A 24,192-nucleotide genomic window follows, 5' to 3' on the forward strand; every position below is an offset into this window, starting at 1 on the left:
TCGGATGAATGTGTTGACGTGGCGGCGGATCGCGCATAGAACATGTGCGGTTCGACCGGTAAGGACAAGGCACATTGCTGTTGGCCACCCTGAGGAGCCGTTCGATGCGTGTGAGATTGCTCAGATGTCTGCTGCCGTTACTCCTCCTTCTCGGGCTGGCGTCGGGAACGTCGCCCGCGACGGCCGTGCCCGCGCCCGGGGCTTCGACGGACCCCTCCGCCTCCAACTCGGCCACGCCGCCGATGGGTTGGAGCAGCTGGAGCGCGCTGCGTGAAGGCGGCGACCTGACGCAGGACGGGATCAAGGCCCAGGCGCGGGTCATGCACGACGAACTGCGGCGGTACGGCTACCGGTACATCAACATCGACGCCGGCTGGTCCGACCATCTGGACGCCTACGGACGCGCCGCGTGGAACACCACCCGCTTCCCCGACGGCATCCCCGCCCTCGCCGCGTATCTGCACCGCATGGGGCTCAAGTTCGGCATCTACCTCACACCGGGCGTCCCGATCGAGGCGTACCAGAAGAACCTGCCGGTCTACGGCACCCCGTACCACATGCAGGACATCGCGGACCCGACGCAGCCCGGCAACACCCACAACGACTCCTACCGCATCGACTTCGACAAGCCGGGTGCCCAGGAGTACATCCAGGGCTACGCCGACCTGTTCGCCTCCTGGGGCGTCGACTACATCAAGATGGACTTCGTCGGTCCCGGCGGCGGCCTCGTCCCCGCCGACAACCGCCCCGAGATGACCGCGTGGCACCGGGCCATCGCCACCACCGGCCGTCCGATGCACCTGGAGCTGTCCAACTCGCTCAGCATCGCCGACGTCGCGACCTGGCAGGCGACCAGCAACGGCTGGCGCACCGGCGGCGACATCGAGTGCTACTGCGGCGTCAACGGATCCAGCACCCCGCTGACCAGCTGGCAGCGCATGTCGGCCCGCTTCGACCAGGTCGCGGCCTGGCAACCGTACGGCGGCCCCGGCGCGTTCAACGACTACGACTCGATCGAGGTCGGCAACGGAAGCGACGGCGGGCTGACCCCCGACGAGCGGCAGACGCAGCTGAGCCTGTGGTCGCTCGCCGCCTCCCCGCTGCTCCTCGGCACCGATCTCACCAGGCTCGACGCGGCCGACCTCAAGCTGCTGACGAACCGTGCCGTGATCGCCGTGGACCAGGACGCCGTCGACGCCTCCCGGGTGAGCAGGAGCGCGACCGCCCAGGTCTTCGCGAAGACGGAGCCGGACGGCGAGGTGGTCCTGGGGCTGTTCAACACCGGGTCCACCGCGCAGACCGTGTCCGTCGGCGCGGACGCGGCGGGTCTGCCCGCGTCCTCCTCGTACCGCCTCGACAACCTGTGGACGCACGAGGTGACGCGTTCCTCCGGCGCCACCGTCGCGGCCTCGGTCCCGTCGCACGGTGTCGCCCTGCTCCGGGTGCGCCCGTGGGGCACGGGCCCGGCCGCCGGGCGTCCACAGACCGGCCTCACCGTGACCGCCCCCGCCACCGTGGAGACCGGCCAACAGGCCACCGTCACCGCGGACTTCACCAACTGGGGCACCACCGCCGCCACCGGAGTCCGGGTCAGCCTGCCGGTGCCGAAGGGCTGGAAGGCCGCCGCCGCGTCGCCCGCCTCCTTCGCCTCCGTCCCGCCCGGAGCGACCGTCCGCGTGACGTTCCGCGTCACGGCACCGGCGTCCGGCACCCAGCTCTTCCCGACCGCACGCCTCGAAGCCACCGCCCGCTTCCGCTGGTACACCAAGCCCGGTGCGCAGGGCGCCGGTTCCACCACCGGGCACACGTCCGTCCTGCTCCACGCGCCCGTCCAGGCTCCGTTCCGCACCTTCGCCTCCACGCCCGAACCCGCGGACTTCTCCCAGGTCGGCCCGGCCCTCGGCATCCGCGCGGCCGGTTCGGACGTCTACGGATCGAAGAACCAGTACGGCGCGCTCTACCTCCCCGGCGCGGAACACGACGGCTCCACCACCACCGTCCGCGTCACCTGGCAGCGGTACCAGAGCTCCGGCGCCAAGACCGGGATCATGGTGCGCAACGACATCACCGGCGCCGACGGCTCACCGGGCTTCGTGACCGTGGGAGTGAGCGCGAAGAAGGGCTACTTCATGCAGTGGGACGCCAACGGCGACGGGCGTCTCGACTCCGGCACGGCCGCCAACGGCTCCGGCGTCGGCAAGCCCGTGCTGCCCAGCTGGATCCGGCTGGTCCGCTCCGGCACCACCTACACCGGCTACTACTCGACCGACAACGTCAGTTGGACCCGGCTGAGCACCGCGGACGTCCCCTCCGCCGCGACCGCCCAGGACGTCGGCGTCTTCGGCACCGCCGCCAACCCGGGCTACCCGAGTGAGGACGATTTCGCCGACTTCACGACCACCGCCACCTCTTGACTGTCCGGGAGAAACCTGACTGTTTACTGACTCGCCGTTCAACAGTGGGAGGTACTCGGGCCACGCAAGGTACAGATTCCGTCATGGTTGAACCGCCAACTTGAATTGGTCTGGACAACCCTGTCACTCTGCATGCGTGTGGATCCGACTCTTCCGTTTGAGAGCCCGTCTGCTCCGTATCCTCGTCCCCGCGGCGGTCGGCGTCTCGGCCGTCCTCGGGGCCGGGCTCGTCCTCGTCTCCGGTCGGCCCGCCGTGGCCATGGCCGGGCCGGCCTCCGACCGCTACGTCGGCATCGACTCGGTCCCGCGGGCCCCGCTGCCCGCCCTCGGCCCGGACGCCGCCACCGGCACCTACCGGGAGGACTGCGGCCGCAACCTCGACGCCCACCGCAACGCCGACAACCTGCTGGTGTCGCCGGGTGTCACGGGCTCCGCCCATCACGTCCACGACTACGTCGGCAACGTGTCGACCAACGCCCTGTCCAGCAACGCCGATCTCGCCGCGGCCGGAACCACCTGCGCCGGCGGCGACCGGTCCACGTACTACTGGCCCGTGCTGCGCCGACTGGACCGGATGGGCAGCGACGCCCACGCGGTCGGCGGCGGTGTGGACGGCAACATGGGCCGGATCCTGACGCCGTCCAAGGTCGTGATCGAGTACCGGGGCAACCCGGTCAGCAAGGTCGTCGCCATGCCCCGCTTCCTGCGGCTGGCCACCGGCGACGCCGTCGCGCTGTACTCGGACGGCTCCGACATCCGTGCCCAGTGGGGGTGTTCGGGCTACCCGGACCGCTTCACCACCAGGTACACCCTGTGCCCCGGAGGCAGTGGACCGACCCGCACCCTGGACTTCCCCAGCTGCTGGGACGGTCTGTCCACCGACAGCCCCGACCACCGTACCCATGTCGTGTTCCCGGCGGACGACGGACTGTGCCCGCACGCGACCTTCGCCATCCCGCAGTTGCGCGTCACCATCACCTACTCCCTGCCGTCCGGCGTCCCTTACGCGGTGGACTCCTTCCCGGAGGAGAAACGCGACCCGAGGACCGACCACGGCATGTTCATCGACGTCATGACGGACCGTCAGATGTCCGTACTGGTCGACTGCTTGAACAGCGGCAGGCACTGCCTGGCGGCCTGAGGGCCGCGTCGATCGAAGCATTGAGGAAAGTCCCCACCGGATCGAACCGGCTCCGGCTGTCATGCGTGTACCACGCGTCAGCCCAGGAGCGGACGGGAGAACGTGCATGGCCGCGCTGTGGTCCCGCAGGCGGGACAAGCAGAGGACGACTGACGAAGTGCTCATCCGCTCCTTGTTCGAGGAGCACGGCGGAGCGCTGCTGGCCTACGCCCGACGGCTCACCAACGACCACGCCGCCGCCGAGGACGTCGTACAGGAGACCCTGATCCGCGCCTGGAAGAACCAGGAGGCGCTGCTCAACGGCAAGGGCTCGGTGCGGGGTTGGCTGCTGACCGTGGCCCGGAACATCGTCACCGACCGCCACCGCGCCAAGGCCGCGCGGCCGATCGAGGTCGCCGAGTCGGTGAGTGTCACCCCGGTGGAGAAGGACCACGCGGACGGAGTGGTGGACTCGATGCTCGTGATGGAGGCCCTCGACCGGCTCTCCCCGGACCACCGGGACGTGCTCAACGAGATCTACTTCCACGGCCGCAGCGTCGCCGAGGCGGCCGAGTCCCTCGGGATACCACCCGGTACCGTCAAGTCCCGGTCGCACTACGCCCTGAAACAATTGCGGGACATGTACAAGGACAGTCCCACGGCAACGGAGTTCGTCGCGCTGAAGGAGGTGGTGGCATGAGCATCCAGGAACACGACAGCGCGCTGCTCGGCGCCTATGTCCTCGGCACCCTCGACGACCGGGAGAGACGAGCGGTCGACGCGCACATCGCCTCGTGCGACCGATGTCGTAGGGAACTGGACGGATTGCGGGAGATGGAGCGGGCGCTCGGCGAAGTGCCCCCGGAGATCTTCCTCGACGGCCCGCCGGAGGGCGCTGATCTGCTGCTCCGGCGCACGCTGCGGCAGGTGCGCGCCGAACACGACGGCCAGACCCGTCGGCGCGGCGCCCTGCTGGCCGCCGTGGCCGCGGTCGCGGCGGCGGCCCTCCTCGGCGGCGGAGTACTCCTCGGGAAGAGCATGGGCGGCACCACGGGCGAGGTGGCCGAACCCCCGCGCTCCCCGGTCTCGGCACCCGCCACCCTGCCCCCCGCCGGCACCAGGACGGCCACCGGCACCGGCACCGCGACCGGCAGCCGGATGACGGTTCAGGTGACCCCGGCCGCCTCCTGGGTCCGGGTGAACGCCTCCGTCGCCGGCATCCCGGTGGGCGAGCACTGCCGCCTGATCGTGGAGTCCAAGGACGGCCGCCGCGAGATCGCGGGGAGCTGGGTCGTCGCGGACCGGACCAAGGGCGCCAACCTCGACGGCTCGGCGGACGTCCCCATCGCCGACGTGTTCAAGGTTCTGGTGGAGAACAGCGAGGGCAAGCTCTACGTGTCCGTCAAGGTCTGACCCCGCGTCACTCACCCTGGAGCGCGTGGCCGGAAGGACCCGGGCGGGACGCGTGAACGTGGGCAGTGGCCGGATCCGGGCCGTCCTCGGTGAACGGCTCCGGAGATCGGGGCGAATACCTCGCACATCCGACCGAACCGATTCCGCCTCCCAGACGTGTCGACAGCAGGGCCCGCATCGGTGCGGTCCCCGCGGTGCAGACGATGTTCATGGACCACCCGTCGAAGTACGTCCCGTCCCAGCGGGCAGAGACCGGCAGCGGCGCCGGGGGCGCTGCCCGTCGCACCACGCGTTTGTGAGGAGACGACATGGCACAACCCCCGCTCCGGACCGAGTGGCCGTTCGGCCCGGTCAAGGCCGCACGGCCCGCCGCCGTACACGACGTCCGGACTGCCGTGCGGAGAACGGCGTCGCCTCAGGTGACACCGCCTCAGGTGACACCGCCCGAGGGTGTCGCGCGGTCCGGCGAGGCCACCGTCGTCGTGGGCATCGCCGACCACGAGGTGCTGGTGCGCGGCGGAATCCGGGCCGCGCTCGAACAGGCCCACGGCATCGATGTCGTCGCCGACACCGGTGACGCGGGCTCCGTCATCGAGATGACACTGCGCCACCGGCTCCGCGTGCTGCTGATCGACAGCGGTATGGCGGGCACGCACGGGGCCTGGGTGACCCACACCGTACGACGGCTGTCGCCCTCGACGGCCGTGCTGGTGCTCGCGTCCTCGCCGGGTGGCGGCCACATCGACCGCATCCTGCGGGCCGGGGTCGCCGGTTGTCTGCTCAAGAGCGGCAACCCGCAGGACCTGGTCGCGGCCGTACGGGTGGTGGCCGGAGGCGGAGCGGTCCTCTACCCGGAGATCGCCAAGCACGTTCTGGACCGTGTCGCCCGCATCGACACCGAGCGCTTCGAGCGGGCGCGTGAACTCATCGGCTGCCTCACCCTGCGGGAGCGCGAGGTCCTGGCGCTCGTCGCCCAGGGCATGGCGAACAGCGAGATCGGACGCGCCCTGCATCTGAGCGAGGGAGGCGTGAAGGCGCACATCAGCCGGCTGCTGACCAAGCTGGACTGCGGGAACCGCGTGCGTGCCGCCCTGATAGCCCGGGACGCCGGGCTCACCGAGGGCCGCACGACCGAAGCCGGCTTCCCACGCCCGGCCTGAGCTTTCGCACGGGCCGGGCGGGAGAGAACATCCGGCGTCGGACAGTCAGACGCCGGACCGTCAGACGCCGGACCGCCAGGTGTCGGACCCTCAGGCGCCGGACCGTCAGGTGTCGGACCGTCAGGCGGCGGCAGGCCAGTTCAGCCACTCCAGGATCGCGTCCCCCATGACCCACCGGAGGTCGGGCGGGCTCAGGAAGGTGAGGGCCTCGGTGAACAGTTCGACGTTCTCGCGGTACGGACACGGCAGCCGTGTCCAGTCGCTGCCCCAGAACATCCGGCGCGGGCCGAACGCGTCGAACACCCGCTCCAGGGGCTCATGGAGATCGCGGAAGGGGAACGGCAGCCGCGCGTGGCAGGGCAGCGCCGTGGCCTTGACCGCGACCCGCGGGTGCCGGGCGAGCGCGAGCAGATCGGTGAGGTGGGCGAACGCCTCGGGGGCCCGCGCGTCCACCGGCACCGCCAGGTGGTCGACGATCAGACTCAGGTCCGGGAACCGCCCGGCGACCTCGCCCAACTCCTCGCTCAGGCCGGGGGCGTAGACCATGACCGGCAGCGCGGCGGAGTTCGCGGCCGACCAGAACCAGTCCAGGTCGCCGGACCGGAACCGGCTCAGCCACGGCTCGCGGTGCAGCGTGAGGCGAATGCCCAGGCTGCCGGGGCGGGACCGCCAGCCGACCAGCCGTCCCGCGTCCGCGGGGCCGGTCAGCGGGACACGGCCCATCACCGCGAGCCGGTCCGGATGCAGTGCCGCCGCCGCCCAGGCCAGATCGTTGCGGTCGCCCTCCCAGGACGGCGGCACGAGCACCGCGCGGTGGACCCCGGCGGCGTCCAGCACCGCCAGGGTCTCGTCCGCCGTGACCGGACGGACGCGGTGGGCGGTCGCCGCACCACCCGCCGGCCACGGTCGGGCAGGTGTGTCGGCGCCCCAGATGTGGACCTGCGCGTCGACCAGCCTCATCCCCGCCTCACACCTGCGCGGGCACGCAGCGCTGCGGCGACAGATCGCTGATGTACTTCGCCTCGATACCCGACTTCGCCAGGTAGTCCAGGCACAGCGCGACCCGCTGGACGCGCTGGCGGATCGTGTTCTCGTTGACCGGGTCGTGCGGGTGCGACTGCGCGCTCGCGCCGATCTTCAGCATCATCGGCGCGCAGATCTGCACCAGTTCGGGCACCTCGTAGAAGCGGATGAAGCCGCCCTTGCTGCCGTAGACGTCCGTCGGCAGGTCGATGGTCAGCTCCGGGTTGCCCCGGCGGATCTCCTGGAGCACCGAGAGCCCGAGGTCGTGGGTGGTGGTGACGCTGTCCGCGCCGTTCTCCGCGTAGATCCGTGAGGTCATCGGGTTCGACACGATGCAGTGCGAGGACGCCTTGAGCATGAGGTCGGCGGGCAGTTCGCCGGCGGCCCGCATGTCCGAGAGGAGCCTGATGACACCGAGGTCGTACGCGATCAGACCGCGGCAGCCCATCTCGGTCAGCCGGTACGCCTCCTCGACGCTCTGCGCGATGGCGTCGTTGTTGTTGATCCGCCGGCCCTGCGAGGCACCGAAACCGCCCCGGTAGAAGGCCGCCTTGCGGTCGTACTCCGGGCGTGGGCCGAGCGCGAACAGCATGCCGACGCCGTTCTCCCGGCACAGCGCGAGCATGTCCCGGACCTCGGAGTCGGACAGCAGCATCGCGCCGAGCGTCTCGTTGAAGCGGGTCACCGGTAGTTCCTGGTCCTTCAGCATGCGCAGCGTCGCTTCGAGCACCTTGAAGCTGTTGACGACCGGGATCTCGACGCCGTAGTGCCCGCCGTCCGCGAACTCCGCTCCGGAGGGCTGGAGTTCGATCTCGTCGCTGTAGGGCAGGCCATTGTCGATCAGGTATTGGCGGGCCCGGGACGCGCCGCGGACGATGGTGGATCCGAAGTCGTTCGACATCTTTTCCCCTTCTGGGTCCTGAAGTGACTCCGGCTGCCGTCACGTCGACGGACAGCCATTGCGATTCGAGGCTAGCGACGGCACTCGGCCGGGCCAGAGAACCCGGGGATCTGTAGCCGAATTTCCGGTCCACGCGTGTCTCCAGGTATCCGAAAGTTGCAGTTCCTCGATATCCGCTTTCGCGTCATGTACTGCTGGCTGCAAGGGATTTCCGCTCGGAAGGAGAGCATGGATGAGCCAAGCCGAGACCGCGACGGTCGGCCTGTTGCACCCCGGCCGGATGGGCGGCGGGTTCGGTGGCGCGCTGGCCGGCGCGGGTCACCGCGTGCTGTGGTGCCGAGCGGACCGAAGCGCCCAAACGGCCCGCCGGGCCGAGGAGTTCGGCCTCGAAGCGGTGGACGACCTCACCCGGCTCGCGGCCGAGAGCGACGTGATCGTCTCGATCTGCCCGCCCCACAACGCTCCGGACGTCGCGACCGCGATCGCCGGAACCGGATTTCGGGGACTGTTCCTGGACGCCAACGGCACGACCCGCGAAATACTGCTGGAACTGGCCGGAAAACTCTCGGCGGCCGACATTCGCGTCGTCGACGGCTGTGTCATCGGACCATGTCCCCAGGACGCGCCGGGAGTTCGGCTGCACCTCGCCGGTGAAAGGGACGATGTCGCCCGGATCGTCTCGCTCTTCGAGGGGACCGGAATTCGCGCACTGGACACCGGCGGCCCGCTCGGTGCCGCCTCCGCCCTCAAGACGTCCTATGCCACGTATCAGAAGACCGCATACGTGCTGGCAGGCATCGCATTCGCATACGCAGACGCCCACGGCGTCACCGAACCCCTCGTCGGGGAGGCATCGTTGATAACCCGTTCGCCTTTGACCGAAGTACTCGAAGACGGAATGCTGCCCAGCGTCGCGTCACGCGCCTGGCGCTGGGGGCCCGAACTCGCGCAGTGCGCCGACGCGTTGCGCGCGGACGGCCTCCCGGGCGACCTCGCCGACGCCGCGGTGCGGGTGCTGGAGCGCTGGCACCCCGCCCGTGACACCTTCGACGGGGACACCGGCCGAGCCCTCGACCTGCTGGGCGGCCGGCTGTGAGCGCGCCGCACGCGCCCGAGCGCGCGGAGGCCGTGGTCGTCGGGGCCGGACTGATCGGCATGTTCACCGCGCTGTCGCTGGCCCAGCGCGACATCGACGTCGTCCTCATCGACGACATCGTCAACCAGAAGCGCAGCTTCAAGGTCGGCGAGTCCTTCCTGGTCTCCACGGCCCTGCCGCGCACCATCGGCCGGCTGGACAAGTTCCTCGACGAGGAGTGCTTCGTCAAACTCGGGGTCTGGTTCACCGAGGGCATGGAGGGCGCCGATTCCTTCGCCCCGCGCAGCGAGTGGAGCATCGCGCCGCTCAGCGAGCACACCCTCGCCGAGCAGTCCGAGGACCACCGGGACCACTACCTCTTCCAGAGCGCCGAGGACAAGCTGTGGTTCCGCTGCCTGGCCGTCGACCAGCAGATCGTGCGCCCCGAGGCCGAGGACGAACTCAGGGCCACCGTGCGCGCGCATCCGCGCATCCGTTTCCTCGACAGCGCCCGCGTCACGGACGTCCATGTCGAGGCCGACGCGCCGAACATCGTGACCTGGGCCGACCGCGGCTCCTCGGAGACCGGCGAGGTCGTCGCCGACTGGATCGTGGACTGCTCCGGCCGCAACCGCATGCTCACCCGTAAGTTCGGCCACGCGATCGAGAAGGAGATCATCGCCGAGGACGGCTTCCAAACCACCTCGATCTGGGGCCAGTTCAACGACATCACCGACGAACAGTTCGCGCCCGTCTGGGAGTACCGGGAGGCGAACGGCGGATCGACCCCGCGCGACAAGTACACCGTCCACCTGTGGGGCGAGGGCTACTGGATCTGGGTCATCCGCCTGTCCAAGGACCGCATCAGCGTCGGCGTCATCTTCGACCAGCGCACCCCGCTGTCCGGCGGCACACCCCGGGAGCAGTTCTTCGGCCTCATCGACCGCTACCCGGTGCTGCGCGACGTACTGACCGAGGAACGCCTGCTGGAGTTCCGGATGTACCGCAACACCCAGTACATGACGGACACGTTCGTGCACCCGCACGGCTATGGCATGGTCGGCGACTCCTCCTCGATCATCGACGCCTACTACAGCCAGGGCATAGGCCTCTCCTGCCAGCAGCTGTGGCACCTCACCAACGTCATCGAGTCGGACGTGCGGGGCGGCACACTGGAGCGCGCGTACATCGACCGGATCAACCGCAACGCGCGCCAGGACTGGCTGATGATCCGGAACATGCTGCGCGAGAAGTTCACGCCCGCCATCCAGGACCCGCGCTACTTCCTGCTCACCCACCTGATGGACCTGGTCGTGCTCTGGTCGACGGGAACCGCGCGCTCGGACTTCGCCACCTGGCTCGTGCGCACCGACGGCGAAACGAAGAACGAGGGCCCGAGCGAACGGCGGCTGCGCGCCCGGCTCAGCAAGCGGCTCTTCTACAGCAGGTCCCAGCCGTGGGCCTGGCTTCCCCCGGAGACAGTGCAACGCGTCCAGTCGCACATGCAACGGAAGATCGCCGAACGGGCGCGGTGGCGGCTCGAACACGGCAGTGAGGTCCCCGGCTTCCACTGCCAGATCTCCATCGCCCGCCCACTGCCACGCCTGTGGCGGGTCTTCACGTCCGGCGCGCAGGGCGTGGTCGACGTCTCCCCACTCGACCAGATCGCACCCCCGGCGCTACGCCGGCCCTCGTCCCGCCGCCCCCTGGCGCACCGCATCCCGATGAGCGTCAACACCCGCCTGAAATGGGTCCTCAACCTCCGCACCCACGGTGTCATCGGCATCCTCGCCTACGGCTACGCGCTCGACGCGGCGGACACCGCCGTACGCAAGATCCGCCACCGTCTCTCGGGCCGCGGTCCGGTCCAGGCACCCACCCCCGGAACGACCGGGGACGCGGTACCGGCGGAAGCCCTCCCGCCCAACGCCACGACCCCCTCGTGACGGCCTGACCCGACCGATCCCGACACAGCGCTCCGGCGCTCCGGTGGACCGGCCGCATCGACCCGCCCTGGCATCGATCCGGCCGGTCCAGCGCGCACCCCCCGACACGCACGCCCCTCACCAAGGAGGCAGTTCCACGATGCCCAACGACTCGACGACAGCCGCGGTGCTCGCCGCGATCGCCGTGGCCGCGTTCACGTGCGCGCTGTTCGGCGCGGGGGCGCGCGCACTGCGCCAGCCCCCGGTGATCGGACAGATCCTGGCCGGGATCGCGCTCGGCCCGAGCCTGCTCGGCCGACTGCCCGGCGATCCGACCGCGAGCCTGTTCCCGGCCTACGTCCTGCCGTTCCTCGCCATGCTCGGACAGGTCGCGGTGACGGTCTTCATGTTCTCCGTCGGCCACGAGCTGACCGCGCACCGCCGCCAGGCGGCCGGCCGTGCCGTGGTCGCCGTGACGGCCTGTGCGCTGCTGGTGCCGATGGGACTCGGCGCCGCCCTGGCCGCGATCGGGCGCACCTGGTTCGGCTCCACCGGAGAATCGCGGGCGGGCAGCGGCACCTTCGTCCTCTTCATGGCGGTGGCCGTCTCCATCACCGCGCTTCCGGTCCTCGCCGCCATCGTCCGGGACCGCTCGCTCGACGGCACCCGCTCGGGCACGGTGGCGCTGGCCTCCTCGGGCCTGATGGACGTGGTGGCCTGGTTCGCCCTCGCGGCGATCACCCTCGGCGCCGGCACCACGGGCGGACATCACTCGGGCGTCCGGCAGGTGGGCCTGCGGATCGTCCTGCTGCTCGCGCTGGCCACCGCGCTGCTCGGCGTCGTCAGGCCGCTGCTGCGGCGCTGGACGCGCAACCCGGCCACGGCGCCGTACCACCTGCCCGTCGCGTTCGCCCTGGCCGCGGGCGCGGCGGCGGCCACCACCGCTCTCGGACTGCACGCGGTCTTCGGCGGCCTGCTCGCGGGCGCCGCCATGCCCCACCCGCACGAGGACACCGCACCGGCTTCCGCTCCGCGCACCGACCGCGCCCAGGTCCCCTTCCTGAACGCCGCCATCCACGCGGTGGAATCCCTCCTCCTCCCGCTGTTCTTCGTCACCACCGGCCTCGCCCTCGACGTCGGCTCCCTGCGCTTCGGCGACTTCGTGCTCCTCGTGGTGCTCTGCGCCGTCGCCTGCGCGGGCAAGCTCGGCGGCGGCTACCTCGGCGCCCGCCTCGGCGGCCTGCCCCGGCAGGCGAGCGCGACCGTCGCCGCCCTGCTGAACACCCGCGGCCTGACCGAACTCATCGCCCTCAACCTCGGCCTGGCCTCGGGCATCATCCACGAACGCCTCTTCACCGTCCTGGTGTTGATGGCCGTCATCACCACACTGATGACCGGTCCGCTGCTGTCCGCCCTCGGCCATCGCGCGAACCCCGCGCGCGACCGGGTGCCCGGCTCCGACAAGGCGGCCGGGCACCCGGTGGCCGCGTGACCGACGCGAGCGTACGGATCGCGGTGATCGGGAACGGCGGACAGATGGCTCAGCCGTTCATGGCCTCGCGCACCAGCGCGGTGTCGACGAACTGCTCGAAGCGCACGATGAGTCCGCCGCGTACGACGAAGTGGTGGGCGACGCGGACGTCGATCGGTCTGCCGGTGGCCTTGTTGACGGCGGTGTAGCGGGCGAGGACGACGACGTTCTCGCCGTCGACGACGTAGGTGTCGTCGTGGGCGGTCCAGTCGTCCCAGTCCCCGCCGAGCCGTTCCATGACGTTGGCGGTGACGCCCTCGGGGGTGCGATAGGTGCCCGCGAGGGGGAAGCCGGCCATCTCCGTCCACTCCACGTCCGGGGCGAGCGTGGCGCGCAGCGCGTCCAGGTCCCCGGCCGCGGAGGCCAGATACTGCCGGCGTACGACGTCGGCCGGTGCGGTGGAGGTCGTGAACTCGCCCATGGTCAGCCCCACTTCATCTCGCCCTTGGCGACCTTCGCCCCGATCTGGGCGGCGATCAGCATGCCGTTGTCGGGGTAGCGGGCCACGAGCGCCTCGGTGAGCGCGGCGCCGTCGGCGGCCTTGCCCAGCTCCTCCTCGAAGGCGAGGAGGTAGTCGCGGGTGGCGGTGATGGCGGAGGCGTCGGCCGCCGTACCGGGCAGACGGTGACCGGGGACGACCAACTCCGGCTGGAGGGCGGTCATTTCGTCGAGCAGGCCGATCCAGGCCGCGCGGTCGCCGGGGGTGGGGGTGTCGGCGACCCAGACGTGCTCCTGCTGGAAGAGGAGGACGCCGCCGAGGAGGGCGCGGGACTCGGCCTGCCAGAGGTAGTGGCGGTCGGGCAGGGCCGCGGGGCCGCCCTTGAGTTCGAAGCGGTGGCCCTCCAGGGTCAGGTCTCCGGTGAGCGGTTCCAGGTCGACCAGGCGGGTGGGGAGGTTGGGGCCGAGCGCGGCCCAGGCCTTGAGCTTGCCCTCGTAGGAGTCCTTGATGTGCTCGATGACGAGCGGGGTGGCGACGAACACGGCCTCCGGGAACGCGTCGGCGACGACTTCGGCGCCGAAGTAGAAGTCGGGGTCGGCGTGGCTGACGAAGACGGTGGTCAGCCGCTTGCCCGAGTCGAGGATCTCGGCGGCCAGACGGTGGCCGTCGGCGCGGGTGAAGGCGGCGTCCACCAGCAGCGCGTCGTTCTCACCGGTGACGAGGGTGGCGGTCTTGTTCTTGCTGCCGGCCGGGAAGTCCAGGTCGAGGATCTTGAAGGAGAGGGTGCTCACGAGAGGGCTCCTTGCAGGTGATGAGGGGGGTTGGGGGAGAGGGGATCAGGAGGTTGACGGCCGGTCAGGCGGAGCGGCCGGTCAGGGAGGCAAGCCGTAGGTCGACCTCGTCGGCGGTCGCGTGGCCCCGGGCCAGGACGGTGACGTGCTCGCCGTCGACGGCGAGCAGGGTGGGGAAGCCGGTGACTCCCAGTGCGGCGGCGCGGTGGAAGTCCTCGGCCGCCGCGCCCTGGGCGGACTCGAAGGCCGCGACCACGGCCTCGGCGTCCAGCCCCGCCGCCTCGGCGACCTTCCGGTAGGTCGCCGGGTCGGACAGGCTCAGGCCGTCGACGTAGAAGGCGTGCTGGAGAGCGCCCGCCAGTTCGGCCGCGCGGCCGGGGGCCACCTGGCGCAGGGCGGCTACACCGCGCGCGGCGGCCTCGGAATCCATCACGAACGAGCCGTCGGCGATCAGCCGCTCGTAGGCCGCGCCGAACTCGGCGCCGGTCAGCTCGGCGATCTGTGCGTTGGCGCCCTGGACGTAGCCGAACTCCCGGATCGGGACCGCGCGCGAGCCGGTGAACAGGCCGCCGGACACCACCTCGACCGGCAGTCCGGGGTGCCGGGCGGCGACCTCGCGCAGGGTCGGGGTGAAGCCGTGCGACCAGCCGCAGTAGGCATCGAAGACGTAGACGAGCTGCATCGAGGACCTCGGCAAAGGGTGCGGTGCCCGCCTGATGCGAGCGATTCATCTGAGGGAACAGTAACTGACTGCTCAGATATTTCCCTCCCGGCGTGACCCCCGTCACACACTCCACCTTCGGCGCCAGTACATCAGCGAGGACCGGAGGCCGCGACTCGGCGCGGTCCCGCGAACTAGCATGGCGCTGCAAGGGCGCAGTACCGGAAGGCCGGGGGAGAGCCCCTTCCAGTGAGGCGGGGATCGTGGCGCAGGCGGACGTGACGCGACGGGCGACGGCGGTGGACGTCGCCCGGGAAGCCGGGGTGTCCCGGGCCACGGTCGGCTTCGTCCTCAACCGCACGGCCGGGCAGACGATCTCCGAGAGCACCCGGGACCGGGTGCTGGACGCGGCGCGGCGGCTCGGCTACCGCCCCAACAGCGCCGCCGTGACCCTGCGCAGCGGCCGGAGCCGACTGGTGCTGCTGGTCCTGCCGGACTGGCCGATGGTGACCGCCCTGCGCGGCTATGTCGAGGCGGCGGAGTCCGCTCTGGAGGAGCGCGGCTACTGCCTCGTCACCCACACACGCCCGGCCGGCGGCCCCGGCCGGCCGCTGTGGGAGTCGCTGAACCCCGAACTCGTCTACGGCATCACCCCGTTCGGCACGGACGACATCGCCTCGATGCGCCGCTGCGGGGTGCTGGAGATCTTCCCCGACCCCGAGGACCCGGAGTCGGTGGACCTCTCGCTCGCGGTCAGCACCGGCCCGCGGCTCCAGGTGGAGCACCTGCACGAGCGCGGCTGCCGCACACTCGCCTACGTCGCCCACCGTGCCGCCCGCCCGCCGTTCCTGGTCGACGCCCGCTACCGCGCCGCCCAGGAACGCGCCCGCACCCTGGGCCTGCCGCCACTCGAACTCGTGCGGGTCGACCACCGCGACGCCTCCGCCGACCGGGCCGTACGCGCCTGGCGGGACGCGGGGATCACCGGGGTCGTCGGCTTCGACGACGACGTGGCCGCCGTGGTCGTGGGCGCCGCCGTGCGGGCGGGCATCCAGGTGCCGGGCGACCTCGCGGTGATCGGGCACGACGACACCCTGCCCGCCGCGGTCTTCGTGCCCAGTCTGTCGACGGTCCGCATCGACACCGAGGCCCTGGGGCGTGCCTTCGCCGGCATGATCGTCCAGCGGCTCGAAGGGGCGTCACGGACGCGCCTCGACTTCCCGGCCGACTCCGCCACCGTCGTGGACCGCGAGTCCACACAGCGTTGAGCCGACGACGGCCGGAGGGACCTCAGCGTCGGCCGCGCACCACCAGGGCGTCCGGATCGTGGGCGTAGGAGCCCACGGTGAGGACGACCTCCTCGGCGGCGGGCAGCACGCGGCACCGGGCCGTGGCGTCCCAGTGCGCCAGCGGCACGAAGGACACGTCCACGTCGACGACCGCCGAGGCACCGGCCGGGACGTCCACGGGGGCGAACCCGACGAGCACCTTCTCGTCCGGATGCGGACCCTGGGGGTGACGCCCGTAGACCTGGACGACGTGGCGTCCGTCGCGGTCGCCCGTGTTGGAGACCCGGACCCTCAGCCGGGTCCCGTTCTCGTCGGCCGCGTCGGTGACGACCTTGTCGACGGAGTACGTGGTGTAGGCGAGGCCGTACCCGTGCGGGTAGGCGGGCCGCACGCCGAGATCGTCCAGCAGACGCTGGCCGTGGAGGCGGCCGTAGGTGATGGCGGTGGCGTCGCGGTCGTACGGCGGCAGGTGCTCCGGCAGGGTCGGGACGGCGAACGGGAGGCGGCCGGAGGGGTTGTGGGCGCCGGTCAGGATGTCGGCGAGGGCGTGGCCGCCCTCCATGCCCGGGTACCAGGTGAGCAGGATCGCGGGGACCTCGCGGCGCCAGTTCTCGGTGAGGACCGCCCCGGCGGCCACGACGCACACCACCGTGCGCGGATTCGCCGCCGAGACCGCGCGGATGATCTCCTCGTCCACCGGACGCAGGGTCAGCGAGACGCGGTCGCCGCCGCCCGCGGTGATCGCCTCGGTGTGTTCCGACGCGGTGGCGCCCGACCTCATGGCCTCCAGCACCTCCGGGGGCGCGGGCGGGAACAGGGCGAGGAGTTCGGGCCGGGTGGTGGCGTCGGCGCCGACGTACTCGCCCTCCTCCAGCGCGGTGTACCCGGCGACGACGACCGCGACCTCGGCGGAACGGGCCGCCTCGGCCGCCCGCCGTGGATCGTCGTCCTCGACCAGGCTGATCTCGGCGCCCGGGAAGGCGGCGGTGATGCCCTCCAACGGCGTGACGTGGCTGGGCGCATGGACGTCGGAGGAACCGTGGTCGCCCATGTTCGGCGCGGTCGCCAGTCGGCCGATCACGGCGACGGACCCGACCCGTGCCGGATCGAGCGGCAACACCGGCGCGCCTTGCACCGGATCGTTCTTCAGTAGGACCATCGCGCGGGCGGCGACCGTGCGGGCCAGTGCGCGCGAGGCGTCCGCCGCCATCGTCCCGGGGCCGAAGTCGCCGTCCAACCGGGCTGCGTAGGAACGGAGTTGGGCAGCCAGCAGCCGCACACCCGAGCGCTCGACGGACGCCCAGGAGGTCTCCCCGGCGGCGAGCCGCTCACGCAGCTGCGTGGTGCGCTGCTGGGCGAAGGGCTCCTCCAGATCGAGGCCCGCCTCAAGGGACTTGGCGGGATCACGGATGCCCCAGACGAAGTCGCTGACGGTGATGCCCGCGAAGCCCCACCGCTCGCGCAGCACCTCGGTGAGCAAGTACGGGTGCTGTCCGGCCCATTCGCCGTTGACCGAGTTGTAGGAGGTCATCACGCCGGTCACGCCCTCGTCGACGATCCGCTTGAAATGCGGGAGGTACACGTCGTGCAGCACGTCCTCGGCCACGGTGACGTCGACCGTGAACCGGGCGTTCTCCATCGAGTTGAGCGCGTAGTGCTTCACACACGCCATCACGTACTTCTGCGTCCCCCGCACGAGGGCCGCCCCGAACTCGCCCAGGTGATACGGATCGTCGCCGTACGTCTCCTGGAGGCGCCCCCAGGCGGGATGCCGGGGCAGGTTCACACAGACACCGCCGTAGAAGTTGCCGCCCTGGGCACGGACTTCACGCCCGATGACCTCGCCGACCCGCTCCTCCAGCGCGGTGTCCCAGGTGGCACCACGAGCCGTGGAGACCGGGAAGGCGGTGCCCTGTCCGGCGACGCACCCACGAGGACCGTCCACGAAACGGATACCCGGGATGCCGACCCGCTCCACACAACCCTGCACGTACGGGCGGGCGTTGTAACCCTCGGCACGGATCATGCCGAGCCCCTCCCAGAACGGTGTGTCCCCGTCCAGCAGACCCACCCGCTCGTCGTCCGTGAGCAGGGCGTACAGCGCGTCGGCGGCCTGCTCGGGCGTACGGTCACCGGCGCGTACGGCGTCCACCATCTTGGCGAAGTCGGTCACGACGTCTCTCCTGAGCTTGTAGACAGAGAGGGGGCGGTCGGGGCGGAGGAATCGATACGCAGTCCTGCGCGCGAGGCGCTGTCACTAGCACGTGCTAGTGCCTGGCGCGCTCAACCTAGCAGGGGGTGAGGGTGTGCAGAAGGGGTTGGCCCAGTGGGGGCCGGAGCTTTACATGACGCGGGAACGGGAGCGACGGAGCGGCCCGGCACCCGAGAACCACAGGGGAAGCGACATCCTCCAAGGGAGGTACGAGCAAGGGGGCTACGAGCCGTGCCTGTTGACCGTCCTACGGCTGTCGGTGCGCCCGGAGTCGGACACCGGCCTCACCCGTGGATGGTTGCCGAGGACGCTCGCCCGCACCGGACACCTCGTGCGCGCGGCCGAGTTGGCGTACACGATCAGTGACGAACTTGAGCAGAGCACGCAACTCGTGGCGCTGGTGCGGGCCGGGGCGGGCGCCGGAGACCTGCGCGGCGCCCAGGCGTTGGCCGAATCCATTCCCCTACGACAGCTGCGGGACCAGGCGTTGGTCGCCCTCGTGCCGGAGTGGGCGCGTGCCGGTGAGCGTGACAGGGCTGTCGCTCTGGCGGAGGGAATCCGCTACCCGCACAACTGGGCATGGGCGTGGGCCCTGTTGGCGAAGGCGGTGGCGGACGGCGGAGACACCGACGCGGCGCTCGGATTCGCCGCTCGCGCCGACGCCGAAGCGAGTTCCTTCGCCGTCGAAGGGACCGAGCGGGTACTCGCCCTCCTCGTGGAGGTGGCCGTCGCCGCCGGCGACCATGACCGGGCCGTCGTACTGGCCGACCGTGTGGCGGCCCTCGCGCGGTCCGACAAGTCGGCGGCATGGTCCGAACCCCGGCCCCTGGTAGCGGTGTTGGCCCGGGAAGTGCTGGCGGGAGACCTTGGTCGGCTCGATGCGCTGCTGGGTCCTCTGCCGGTTCCCGCCGTCGACGGCGGGGGAGCGCTCTGTGGGTGGGCGCTCGGTGAAGCCTTCGACCAGGACAGGGACCTGGGCTTGGACTTCCTGGGAGATCCGGACGAGGCGGCGGCTCGGCCGAGTCGCGTTCAATCTCCGCTCGGCTCCTGGGAGTTGGCGTGTGTGCTGGACGCTGTCGCCGATGCCGCCGACCAGGGTGTGGCCGTTGCCCTCGCCGACCGGGCCGAGACGGTGCTTGGGAGCGGTGGTGGCCGTGATCACGACATTCTGCTGAGGTCCGTGACCCTCCTGCTCGCCCGGCACGGTCAGGCCGAGCGGGCCATGGCGCTCGTCGGACTCCTCGACCCCGATCTGTCCGTGCCACGGCGTGTCGAGGTCGTCGCGGAGGTGGCCCGCTCCGGTGACACGGGAAGGGCCGAGGCGCTGGCTCGCGCGATCAGCGACCGCCGCGCGCAGGACAGGGCGCTGATCGCGGTGGTCCGGGAACTGGCTCACCGTGGGGATCTGGGCCGGGCGGAAACCCTCGTGCACTCGATCAACGACCGTTGGGCGCAGGGTGAGGCGCTGGTCGCGGTCGTCCGGGAGACGGCCCGGCACGGTGATCCGGGTCGGGCCGAGACTCTCGCCCGTTCGATCGCCTACCGGGCGACACGCGCCCGCGCACTGGCCGAACTCGCTGAGCTGGCAGAGCCGTTCGAGGCCCGCAGGCTCGCCGCGCAGGCCGTGGCTCTCGACGGCTGGCGCACCGTCGCGCCGGTTCTGGAGCGGATCGCGCCTCGCGCGTTCGCGCTGATCGTGGATCGGATGACGAGCTGATGCGTGGCGTGGGGAGAGGGCGGGCGTCACAGGGCGTCGCCTCCTGCTGGTCGCTGCGTTGTCACTGCCGACTGCGAGACTCGTTCCATGACGTCGAAGCTGCCCCTGCACAGCCCTCGTTGGCGCGATCTTGACGGTGTGAAGGCCGAGGAGGTCGAGGTACTCCTGACACAGATGGAGTCCGCATCCGCATCCGCCTCCGGGGGCGGTGAGGCGTGGAAGCAGGGCTGGACATACCTGGCGGGCGGCCTGATGGACGACGGAGTCGTTTTCGATGGCGCCTATGCGGCTCTGCCGCATCTGGTGGAGGCGGCGGCGGCCCTGCCTCCGGGACAGTCCGTGGACTTCTGGGTGGACCTGGGCCGCATCGTGACCGCCGACTACCGGCCACCCGTCCCGGCCGATCTGGCGGCGGGGTTCGGCGCCGCGCTGAGTACGGCCGAGCAGGCGGCCGTACGGAGTCTTCTTGCCGCCGGGACTCCCGCGCGGGTACGCGCGCATCTCGCGCTCGCCGCCGTGGCCTTCGCCGGTCACTACATGGGCGAGGCACTCGCCGGGGTCCTCGAACTCGGGGTAAGTGGGCTCCTGTTGGTGTGCCCCGAGTGCGGGAGCGACACCGAGGTTGCCGAGTTCCTCGCGGATCCGGCGCCTGTACCTTCCGATGCTCCGGAGTTGCCTGATCCCGTCCCTGTCCGTGAAGGAGCGCATCCGTGGGGCGCGGTCGCCGAGGCGGTGCGGCAAGAGGCGCTGGGGGAGGAGTGGGAGCCCTTCCTGCGCGTGGCGCGTGCGGTCGCGTCGGCAGGGATAGTTGCCGAGACACCCGGGTGGGCTGTGCTCTGCCTGGTCGCGGGCGTGAGCGTAGTCGACGCCCCGCTGCGACAGGCCGAAAGGGAACAGGCGGACAGGGAACAGGCCCGCCAACTGATGTCGCTCACCGGGTACTTCCGCTGCTGGGACTGCGAACAGACGTGGACGATCGCGGACGGCCTCGCGGAGAATCCGGACGGTGCGCGACCCCATACGCGTCCGGATACGCGTCCGGATACGCATCCGGCAGAGGCGTCGGTGGACCGCGACGGCTCGGCCGCCGATGCGGATTCGACGGTGGTCGTCCCGGCGGGCGCGGCAGCGACTCGGTTTCGGCGGGACGGGGACGTGGTGCTCGCGGCCGACGGCACACCCTGGGGTCGTACAGCGGTGTTCGCCGATTCCGCGTCCGGTGCGTCGGGGGGTGTCGACGCACTGGCGGTGGTGTCCGGACCCGGCCTGGCGAAGCTCGTGGCGGGTGCCGGGGACGGGGGCTCGGTGTGGTTGTGGGACGCGGTCGACGGTCGGCTCGTCCATGATCCGCTGCCAGGGCATCGGGACCGTATCCGTTCGTTGACTGCTCTGTCGTTGCCCGATGGCCGTGTCCTGCTGGCGAGCGGAGGCGACAGCGGGACGGTCGCCGTGTGGAACCCGGTCACCGGGCAGCCGGTTCGTGAACCGGTCGGCGACTGGCCCGGAGGTGTGACCGGGATGTGCGCCGCGACGATCCCCGACGGGCGCACGCTGCTCGTCACCGCCACGCCCCGAGGAGCGGTCCGGCTGTGGGACGCGGAGGGCGGTGAGTGCGTGGGGCGGCTCAATCCCTACGGCAGCCCGATCCAGTCGATCGCGGCCGTTCCGATCGCCGCCGACCACACGCTGATCGCGGCCTCCGACACCGCGGGCCGCCTGCATGTGTGGGATCCGGCCGTCGACGACCCCTGGGCGACCGGCGCGGCCGTGCAGCTGAACGCACGCGCGCTGGCCGATGCCGACCACCGGATATCCGCAGTGGCCGCCGTGCCCGCCCACGACCGAACCGTGCTGGCGACGGCGGACAACCGTGGCGTGGTCGTGCTGTGGGACCCCGCGACCGGTGCCCCGATCGGCGACGCCCTGCCCTTCTCGACCGGTACCGGCGGCTCGCCGCTCATCACCGGCACCACCTTGGAGGACGGCCGCACGGTCGTGGTCGCCGGCACCCGTCACGGTCACCGACTGCGGATATGGGAGCCGGAGACCGGCGCGGTCGGGCACATCGCCCTGGACGTGGCACTGACCTGTCTGGCCGCGGTCGGCGCGGACCTGATCGTCGGACATGACCGCGGAGTGCTCGGTCTGCCGCTCACCAGGCAGTGACGGTCAGGGGCGTTCGCGGAGGGCGGGCGGTTCAGGTTCCGGCCTGGAGGCGCAGTCCGGTCAGGGTGAGTTCCAGTGCGGAGCGGAACTGGTCGACGTCGTCGTGGCCGTCGAACTCGTCGACGATCTCGCGCACGAAGGGGAAGGCCTCGGGGTCGAGTCCGCGCCAGGTGCGTGCGAAGCGCCCGAGGAACTCCTCGCGGGTCGTGGCGCCGTCAAGAACCTCCTGGGGCGGCTCCTGCCCCAGGTCGACGGCGGAGCCGACGACGACGCCGACGACCGCGGACACGGCGTGGAACCGCTGGAGTGCGGTGAGGTCGAGGCGCAGTGTCTGCTGACCGAGCCTCTCGTAGAGGCACAGGGCGTTGGACTGGACGTCGGTGTTGCGCATGAAGTAGGCGCCCAGCCAAGGGCGTTGGACGATCGCGTCGAAGAGCGTCAGGGCCATCTCGCGCAGGGCGTCGATCGGGTCGTCCTGGTGGGGGAGTTTCTCGATGTCGGCCAGGATCGTGCCCATGACGTGGTCGGTGGCGCGGTCGAGGAGTTCGTCCTTGCTCTCGACGTACCAGTAGATGCTGGCCACGCCGCCGCCGAGGCGCTGGGCGAGTGCCCGGAACGTGAGGGCCGGCGCCCCGGCCTCGTCCAACAGAGCCACTGTCTCGGTGAGGACGGACTCCATCGAGTGGGAGGCCCGTCGGCGTCCTGTGCCCGAACGGCTCTGTAGGCGTGCCATGGCTGTCGTCCCCTCGCTGCTCACATCGCTGCTCACGTTGTGCCTTGCATCGTATCGAACGTTGTTCTATCGTGCTTCATCGTACGGCGTTCGATACCCGTACGTCGTTCGATCACCGAACGGCGTTCGACCGAAAGGGCTGCGATGACCACCACCACGCTGGACGCCCCCTCCCGCGTCTACCCGTCGCTGCGCGCGGCGTGGATCCCCCTGGCAGCTCTCTGCCTGGCCTTCTTCGTCGAGATGGTCGACAACACGCTGTTGTCGATCGCGCTGCCCACGATCGGCCGCGACCTCGGCAGCGGCACGACCGCGTTGCAGTGGGTCACCGGCGCCTACTCACTGACCTTCGGCGGACTGCTGCTCACCGCCGGGTCGATGGCCGACCGGTTCGGCCGCCGCCGGGTGCTGCTGATCGGGCTCGCCGTCTTCGGCTCGCTGAGCCTGTGCGTCGTCTTCGTCAGCACGGCGGGCGAACTCATCGCCCTCAGGGCCGCGCTCGGCATAGCCGCCGCCGCGATGGCCCCGATCACGAACTCCCTGGTCTTCCGCCTCTTCGAGGACAAGGCGCTGCGGATGCGCGCCATGACGGTGATGATCGTCGTGGGCATGTCCGGCTTCGTCCTGGGACCGCTGCTCGGCGGCACCGCGCTCGCCCATGTGCGGTGGGAGTGGCTGCTCGTCGTCAACGCCCCCATCGCGCTGATCGCCTGCGTCGGCGTACGGCTCGGTGTCGCGGCCGACCGGCCCGAGGACCTGACCAAGGACGCGCTCGACGTGCCCGGCGCGGTCCTGAGCGTCGCGGCCATCGGGCTCGCCTGCTACTCGCTGACCAGCGGGGTCGAGCACGGCTGGCTCTCCACGGTCACCCTCGCGTCGATCGCCGGGGCGGTCGTGGCCGCCGTCGCGTTCGTCCGGCACGAGCGCCGCAGCGCCGCCCCCATGCTGGATCTGGGCCTGTTCACCAACGGCACCGTCCGAGGCGCCGCCCTCGCGCAGATCGGCACGTCCATCGCGATGGCCGGCATCATGTTCGGCCTGATCCTGCACTTCCAGTACGCCTACGGGTGGAGCCCGGTACGGGCCGGTCTCGCCAACCTGCCGATCATCGTGACCATGCTCGTCGCCACCCCGCTGTCCGAATGGCTCGGCCGCCGCTTCGGCCACCGCGTCGCCTGCCTGGTCGGCGCGGCCTGCCTCGCCGGTTCACTGGCGGGACTGTCCTGGGGCGTCGACCACGGATACCTCGCCATCGCGGTCTGCATGGTGGTCATGACCGTAGGACTGCGCACCGTGATGACGATCTGTGCGGTCGCGCTCGTCGACGCGATGCCCGCCAACCGCACCTCCATCGGCGCCGCCCTCAACGACACCGCCCAGGAGGTCGGATCCAGCGTCGGCACAGCCGTGGTCGGCACCCTCATCGCCGCCCTCGTCACCACGCAACTGCCCGCCGGGACCTGGAGCGAGGGCCTGGTGTCGTCGTTCTTCCACGGCGAGCGGATCACCTACGCCCTCCTCGCCGTCGTCGTCGGAGTCATCGCCGCCGGCGGCGCGCTCAGCCTCACCGACTCCCACAGCGTCGAGGAACACCCCGCTGACGAAGCCGTGTGACGTGGCCG

19 protein-coding genes are annotated in these 24,192 nt (G+C 71.0%); 12 read left to right on the plus strand and 7 right to left on the minus strand.

The window, feature by feature from the left end; all coding sequences use genetic code 11:
• Positions 1 to 110: 110 nt before the first annotated feature.
• The 5 genes from ACIQPR_RS33255 to ACIQPR_RS33275 all read left to right on the plus strand — a co-directional run bounded on the left by ACIQPR_RS33255 (position 111) and on the right by ACIQPR_RS33275 (position 6,107).
• The gene (locus ACIQPR_RS33255) at positions 111 to 2,414 is read left to right on the plus strand and encodes an NEW3 domain-containing protein (RefSeq protein WP_403655810.1); all 2,304 of its coding nucleotides are present in this window, start codon (positions 111 to 113) and stop codon (positions 2,412 to 2,414) included.
• 157 nt (positions 2,415 to 2,571) lie between these two features.
• Positions 2,572 to 3,555: a DUF1996 domain-containing protein gene (locus ACIQPR_RS33260; protein ID WP_403655812.1), complete on the plus strand. Its 984-nt coding sequence runs from the start codon at positions 2,572 to 2,574 to the stop codon at positions 3,553 to 3,555.
• A 106-nt stretch (positions 3,556 to 3,661) separates the two neighbouring features.
• Positions 3,662 to 4,234: a sigma-70 family RNA polymerase sigma factor gene (locus ACIQPR_RS33265; protein WP_403655814.1), complete on the plus strand. Its 573-nt coding sequence runs from the start codon at positions 3,662 to 3,664 to the stop codon at positions 4,232 to 4,234.
• Positions 4,231 to 4,947, plus strand: coding sequence for a zf-HC2 domain-containing protein (locus tag ACIQPR_RS33270; protein ID WP_403655816.1), 717 nt, complete (start codon positions 4,231 to 4,233; stop codon positions 4,945 to 4,947). Before ACIQPR_RS33265 ends, ACIQPR_RS33270 begins: the two co-directional genes overlap by 4 nt.
• A gap of 308 nt (positions 4,948 to 5,255) precedes the next feature.
• Entirely contained in the window at positions 5,256 to 6,107 is an 852-nt protein-coding gene (locus ACIQPR_RS33275) for a LuxR C-terminal-related transcriptional regulator (RefSeq protein ID WP_403655818.1), read from the plus strand.
• A 120-nt stretch (positions 6,108 to 6,227) separates the two neighbouring features.
• On the opposite strand, the gene ACIQPR_RS33280 is transcribed toward ACIQPR_RS33275, so the two are convergent.
• Positions 6,228 to 7,067 (minus strand): amidohydrolase family protein, encoded by an 840-nt coding sequence (locus ACIQPR_RS33280; protein WP_403655820.1) that lies wholly within the window; start codon positions 7,065 to 7,067, stop codon positions 6,228 to 6,230.
• A 7-nt stretch (positions 7,068 to 7,074) separates the two neighbouring features.
• A complete protein-coding gene (locus ACIQPR_RS33285) occupies positions 7,075 to 8,031 on the minus strand; it encodes a hypothetical protein (protein WP_403655822.1) in 957 nt (318 codons plus the stop codon).
• Between the two features lie 232 nt (positions 8,032 to 8,263).
• Here ACIQPR_RS33285 and ACIQPR_RS33290 point away from each other — a divergent pair, with 232 nt between their 5' ends.
• From ACIQPR_RS33290 to ACIQPR_RS33300, 3 genes are all read left to right on the plus strand, one after another.
• A complete protein-coding gene (locus ACIQPR_RS33290) occupies positions 8,264 to 9,127 on the plus strand; it encodes a DUF1932 domain-containing protein (protein WP_403655824.1) in 864 nt (287 codons plus the stop codon).
• Positions 9,124 to 11,052 carry an NAD(P)/FAD-dependent oxidoreductase gene (locus ACIQPR_RS33295; RefSeq protein ID WP_403655826.1) on the plus strand — a complete coding sequence of 643 codons (1,929 nt, stop codon included), beginning with the start codon at positions 9,124 to 9,126 and terminating at the stop codon, positions 11,050 to 11,052. The genes ACIQPR_RS33290 and ACIQPR_RS33295 overlap by 4 nt, the downstream gene beginning before the upstream one ends.
• A 139-nt stretch (positions 11,053 to 11,191) precedes the next feature.
• Positions 11,192 to 12,523 (plus strand): cation:proton antiporter, encoded by a 1,332-nt coding sequence (locus ACIQPR_RS33300; RefSeq protein WP_403655828.1) that lies wholly within the window; start codon positions 11,192 to 11,194, stop codon positions 12,521 to 12,523.
• A gap of 49 nt (positions 12,524 to 12,572) precedes the next feature.
• Here the strand turns inward: ACIQPR_RS33300 and ACIQPR_RS33305 are convergent, their stop codons facing one another.
• The 3 genes from ACIQPR_RS33305 to ACIQPR_RS33315 all read right to left on the minus strand — a co-directional run bounded on the left by ACIQPR_RS33305 (position 12,573) and on the right by ACIQPR_RS33315 (position 14,474).
• The gene (locus tag ACIQPR_RS33305) at positions 12,573 to 12,983 is read right to left on the minus strand and encodes a nuclear transport factor 2 family protein (protein WP_403655830.1); all 411 of its coding nucleotides are present in this window, start codon (positions 12,981 to 12,983) and stop codon (positions 12,573 to 12,575) included.
• Positions 12,984 to 12,985: 2 nt separating this feature from the next.
• Positions 12,986 to 13,792, minus strand: a complete 807-nt coding sequence (locus tag ACIQPR_RS33310; protein ID WP_403655832.1) for an MBL fold metallo-hydrolase — start codon at positions 13,790 to 13,792, stop codon at positions 12,986 to 12,988.
• Between the two features lie 64 nt (positions 13,793 to 13,856).
• Positions 13,857 to 14,474 carry a DsbA family protein gene (locus tag ACIQPR_RS33315; protein ID WP_403655834.1) on the minus strand — a complete coding sequence of 206 codons (618 nt, stop codon included), beginning with the start codon at positions 14,472 to 14,474 and terminating at the stop codon, positions 13,857 to 13,859.
• A 242-nt stretch (positions 14,475 to 14,716) separates the two neighbouring features.
• On the opposite strand from ACIQPR_RS33315, the gene ACIQPR_RS33320 reads away from it, so the two are divergent.
• A complete protein-coding gene (locus tag ACIQPR_RS33320; protein WP_403655836.1) occupies positions 14,717 to 15,721 on the plus strand; it encodes a LacI family DNA-binding transcriptional regulator in 1,005 nt (334 codons plus the stop codon).
• A 22-nt stretch (positions 15,722 to 15,743) separates the two neighbouring features.
• Here ACIQPR_RS33320 and ACIQPR_RS33325 read toward each other — a convergent pair whose 3' ends face one another.
• Positions 15,744 to 17,915 carry a beta-glucosidase gene (locus ACIQPR_RS33325; RefSeq protein WP_403655838.1) on the minus strand — a complete coding sequence of 724 codons (2,172 nt, stop codon included), beginning with the start codon at positions 17,913 to 17,915 and terminating at the stop codon, positions 15,744 to 15,746.
• A 172-nt stretch (positions 17,916 to 18,087) separates the two neighbouring features.
• On the opposite strand from ACIQPR_RS33325, the gene ACIQPR_RS33330 reads away from it, so the two are divergent.
• Together ACIQPR_RS33330 and ACIQPR_RS33335 are read left to right on the plus strand one after the other, a co-directional pair.
• The gene (locus ACIQPR_RS33330) at positions 18,088 to 19,671 is read left to right on the plus strand and encodes a hypothetical protein (protein WP_403655839.1); all 1,584 of its coding nucleotides are present in this window, start codon (positions 18,088 to 18,090) and stop codon (positions 19,669 to 19,671) included.
• A gap of 87 nt (positions 19,672 to 19,758) precedes the next feature.
• Complete coding sequence (locus ACIQPR_RS33335) at positions 19,759 to 21,837, plus strand: WD40 repeat domain-containing protein (RefSeq protein WP_403655841.1); 2,079 nt, start codon at positions 19,759 to 19,761, stop codon at positions 21,835 to 21,837.
• A 31-nt stretch (positions 21,838 to 21,868) separates the two neighbouring features.
• Here ACIQPR_RS33335 and ACIQPR_RS33340 read toward each other — a convergent pair whose 3' ends face one another.
• The gene (locus ACIQPR_RS33340; protein WP_403656470.1) at positions 21,869 to 22,516 is read right to left on the minus strand and encodes a TetR/AcrR family transcriptional regulator; all 648 of its coding nucleotides are present in this window, start codon (positions 22,514 to 22,516) and stop codon (positions 21,869 to 21,871) included.
• A 198-nt stretch (positions 22,517 to 22,714) separates the two neighbouring features.
• Between ACIQPR_RS33340 and ACIQPR_RS33345 the strand changes: the two genes are divergently transcribed.
• A complete protein-coding gene (locus ACIQPR_RS33345; RefSeq protein ID WP_403655843.1) occupies positions 22,715 to 24,184 on the plus strand; it encodes an MFS transporter in 1,470 nt (489 codons plus the stop codon).
• Positions 24,185 to 24,192: the final 8 nt, after the last annotated feature.

The organism is Streptomyces sp. NPDC091280 (assembly GCF_044768565.1).
In the GTDB taxonomy this organism is placed as follows: domain Bacteria; phylum Actinomycetota; class Actinomycetes; order Streptomycetales; family Streptomycetaceae; genus Streptomyces.

What these genes read in the sequence shown, in the direction of transcription:
- ACIQPR_RS33335 (WP_403655841.1), top strand. Translation starts at nt 19,759, where the DNA reads ATGACGTCGAAGCTGCCCCTGCACAGCCCTCGTTGGCGCGATCTTGAC.
- ACIQPR_RS33290 (WP_403655824.1), top strand. Translation starts at nt 8,264, where the DNA reads ATGAGCCAAGCCGAGACCGCGACGGTCGGCCTGTTGCACCCCGGCCGG.
- ACIQPR_RS33270 (WP_403655816.1), top strand. Translation starts at nt 4,231, where the DNA reads ATGAGCATCCAGGAACACGACAGCGCGCTGCTCGGCGCCTATGTCCTC.
- ACIQPR_RS33305 (WP_403655830.1), bottom strand. Translation starts at nt 12,983, where the DNA reads ATGGGCGAGTTCACGACCTCCACCGCACCGGCCGACGTCGTACGCCGG.
- ACIQPR_RS33345 (WP_403655843.1), top strand. Translation starts at nt 22,715, where the DNA reads ATGACCACCACCACGCTGGACGCCCCCTCCCGCGTCTACCCGTCGCTG.
- ACIQPR_RS33280 (WP_403655820.1), bottom strand. Translation starts at nt 7,067, where the DNA reads ATGAGGCTGGTCGACGCGCAGGTCCACATCTGGGGCGCCGACACACCT.
- ACIQPR_RS33315 (WP_403655834.1), bottom strand. Translation starts at nt 14,474, where the DNA reads ATGCAGCTCGTCTACGTCTTCGATGCCTACTGCGGCTGGTCGCACGGC.
- ACIQPR_RS33275 (WP_403655818.1), top strand. Translation starts at nt 5,256, where the DNA reads ATGGCACAACCCCCGCTCCGGACCGAGTGGCCGTTCGGCCCGGTCAAG.
- ACIQPR_RS33265 (WP_403655814.1), top strand. Translation starts at nt 3,662, where the DNA reads ATGGCCGCGCTGTGGTCCCGCAGGCGGGACAAGCAGAGGACGACTGAC.
- ACIQPR_RS33300 (WP_403655828.1), top strand. Translation starts at nt 11,192, where the DNA reads ATGCCCAACGACTCGACGACAGCCGCGGTGCTCGCCGCGATCGCCGTG.
- ACIQPR_RS33285 (WP_403655822.1), bottom strand. Translation starts at nt 8,031, where the DNA reads ATGTCGAACGACTTCGGATCCACCATCGTCCGCGGCGCGTCCCGGGCC.
- ACIQPR_RS33340 (WP_403656470.1), bottom strand. Translation starts at nt 22,516, where the DNA reads ATGGAGTCCGTCCTCACCGAGACAGTGGCTCTGTTGGACGAGGCCGGG.
- ACIQPR_RS33330 (WP_403655839.1), top strand. Translation starts at nt 18,088, where the DNA reads ATGACGCGGGAACGGGAGCGACGGAGCGGCCCGGCACCCGAGAACCAC.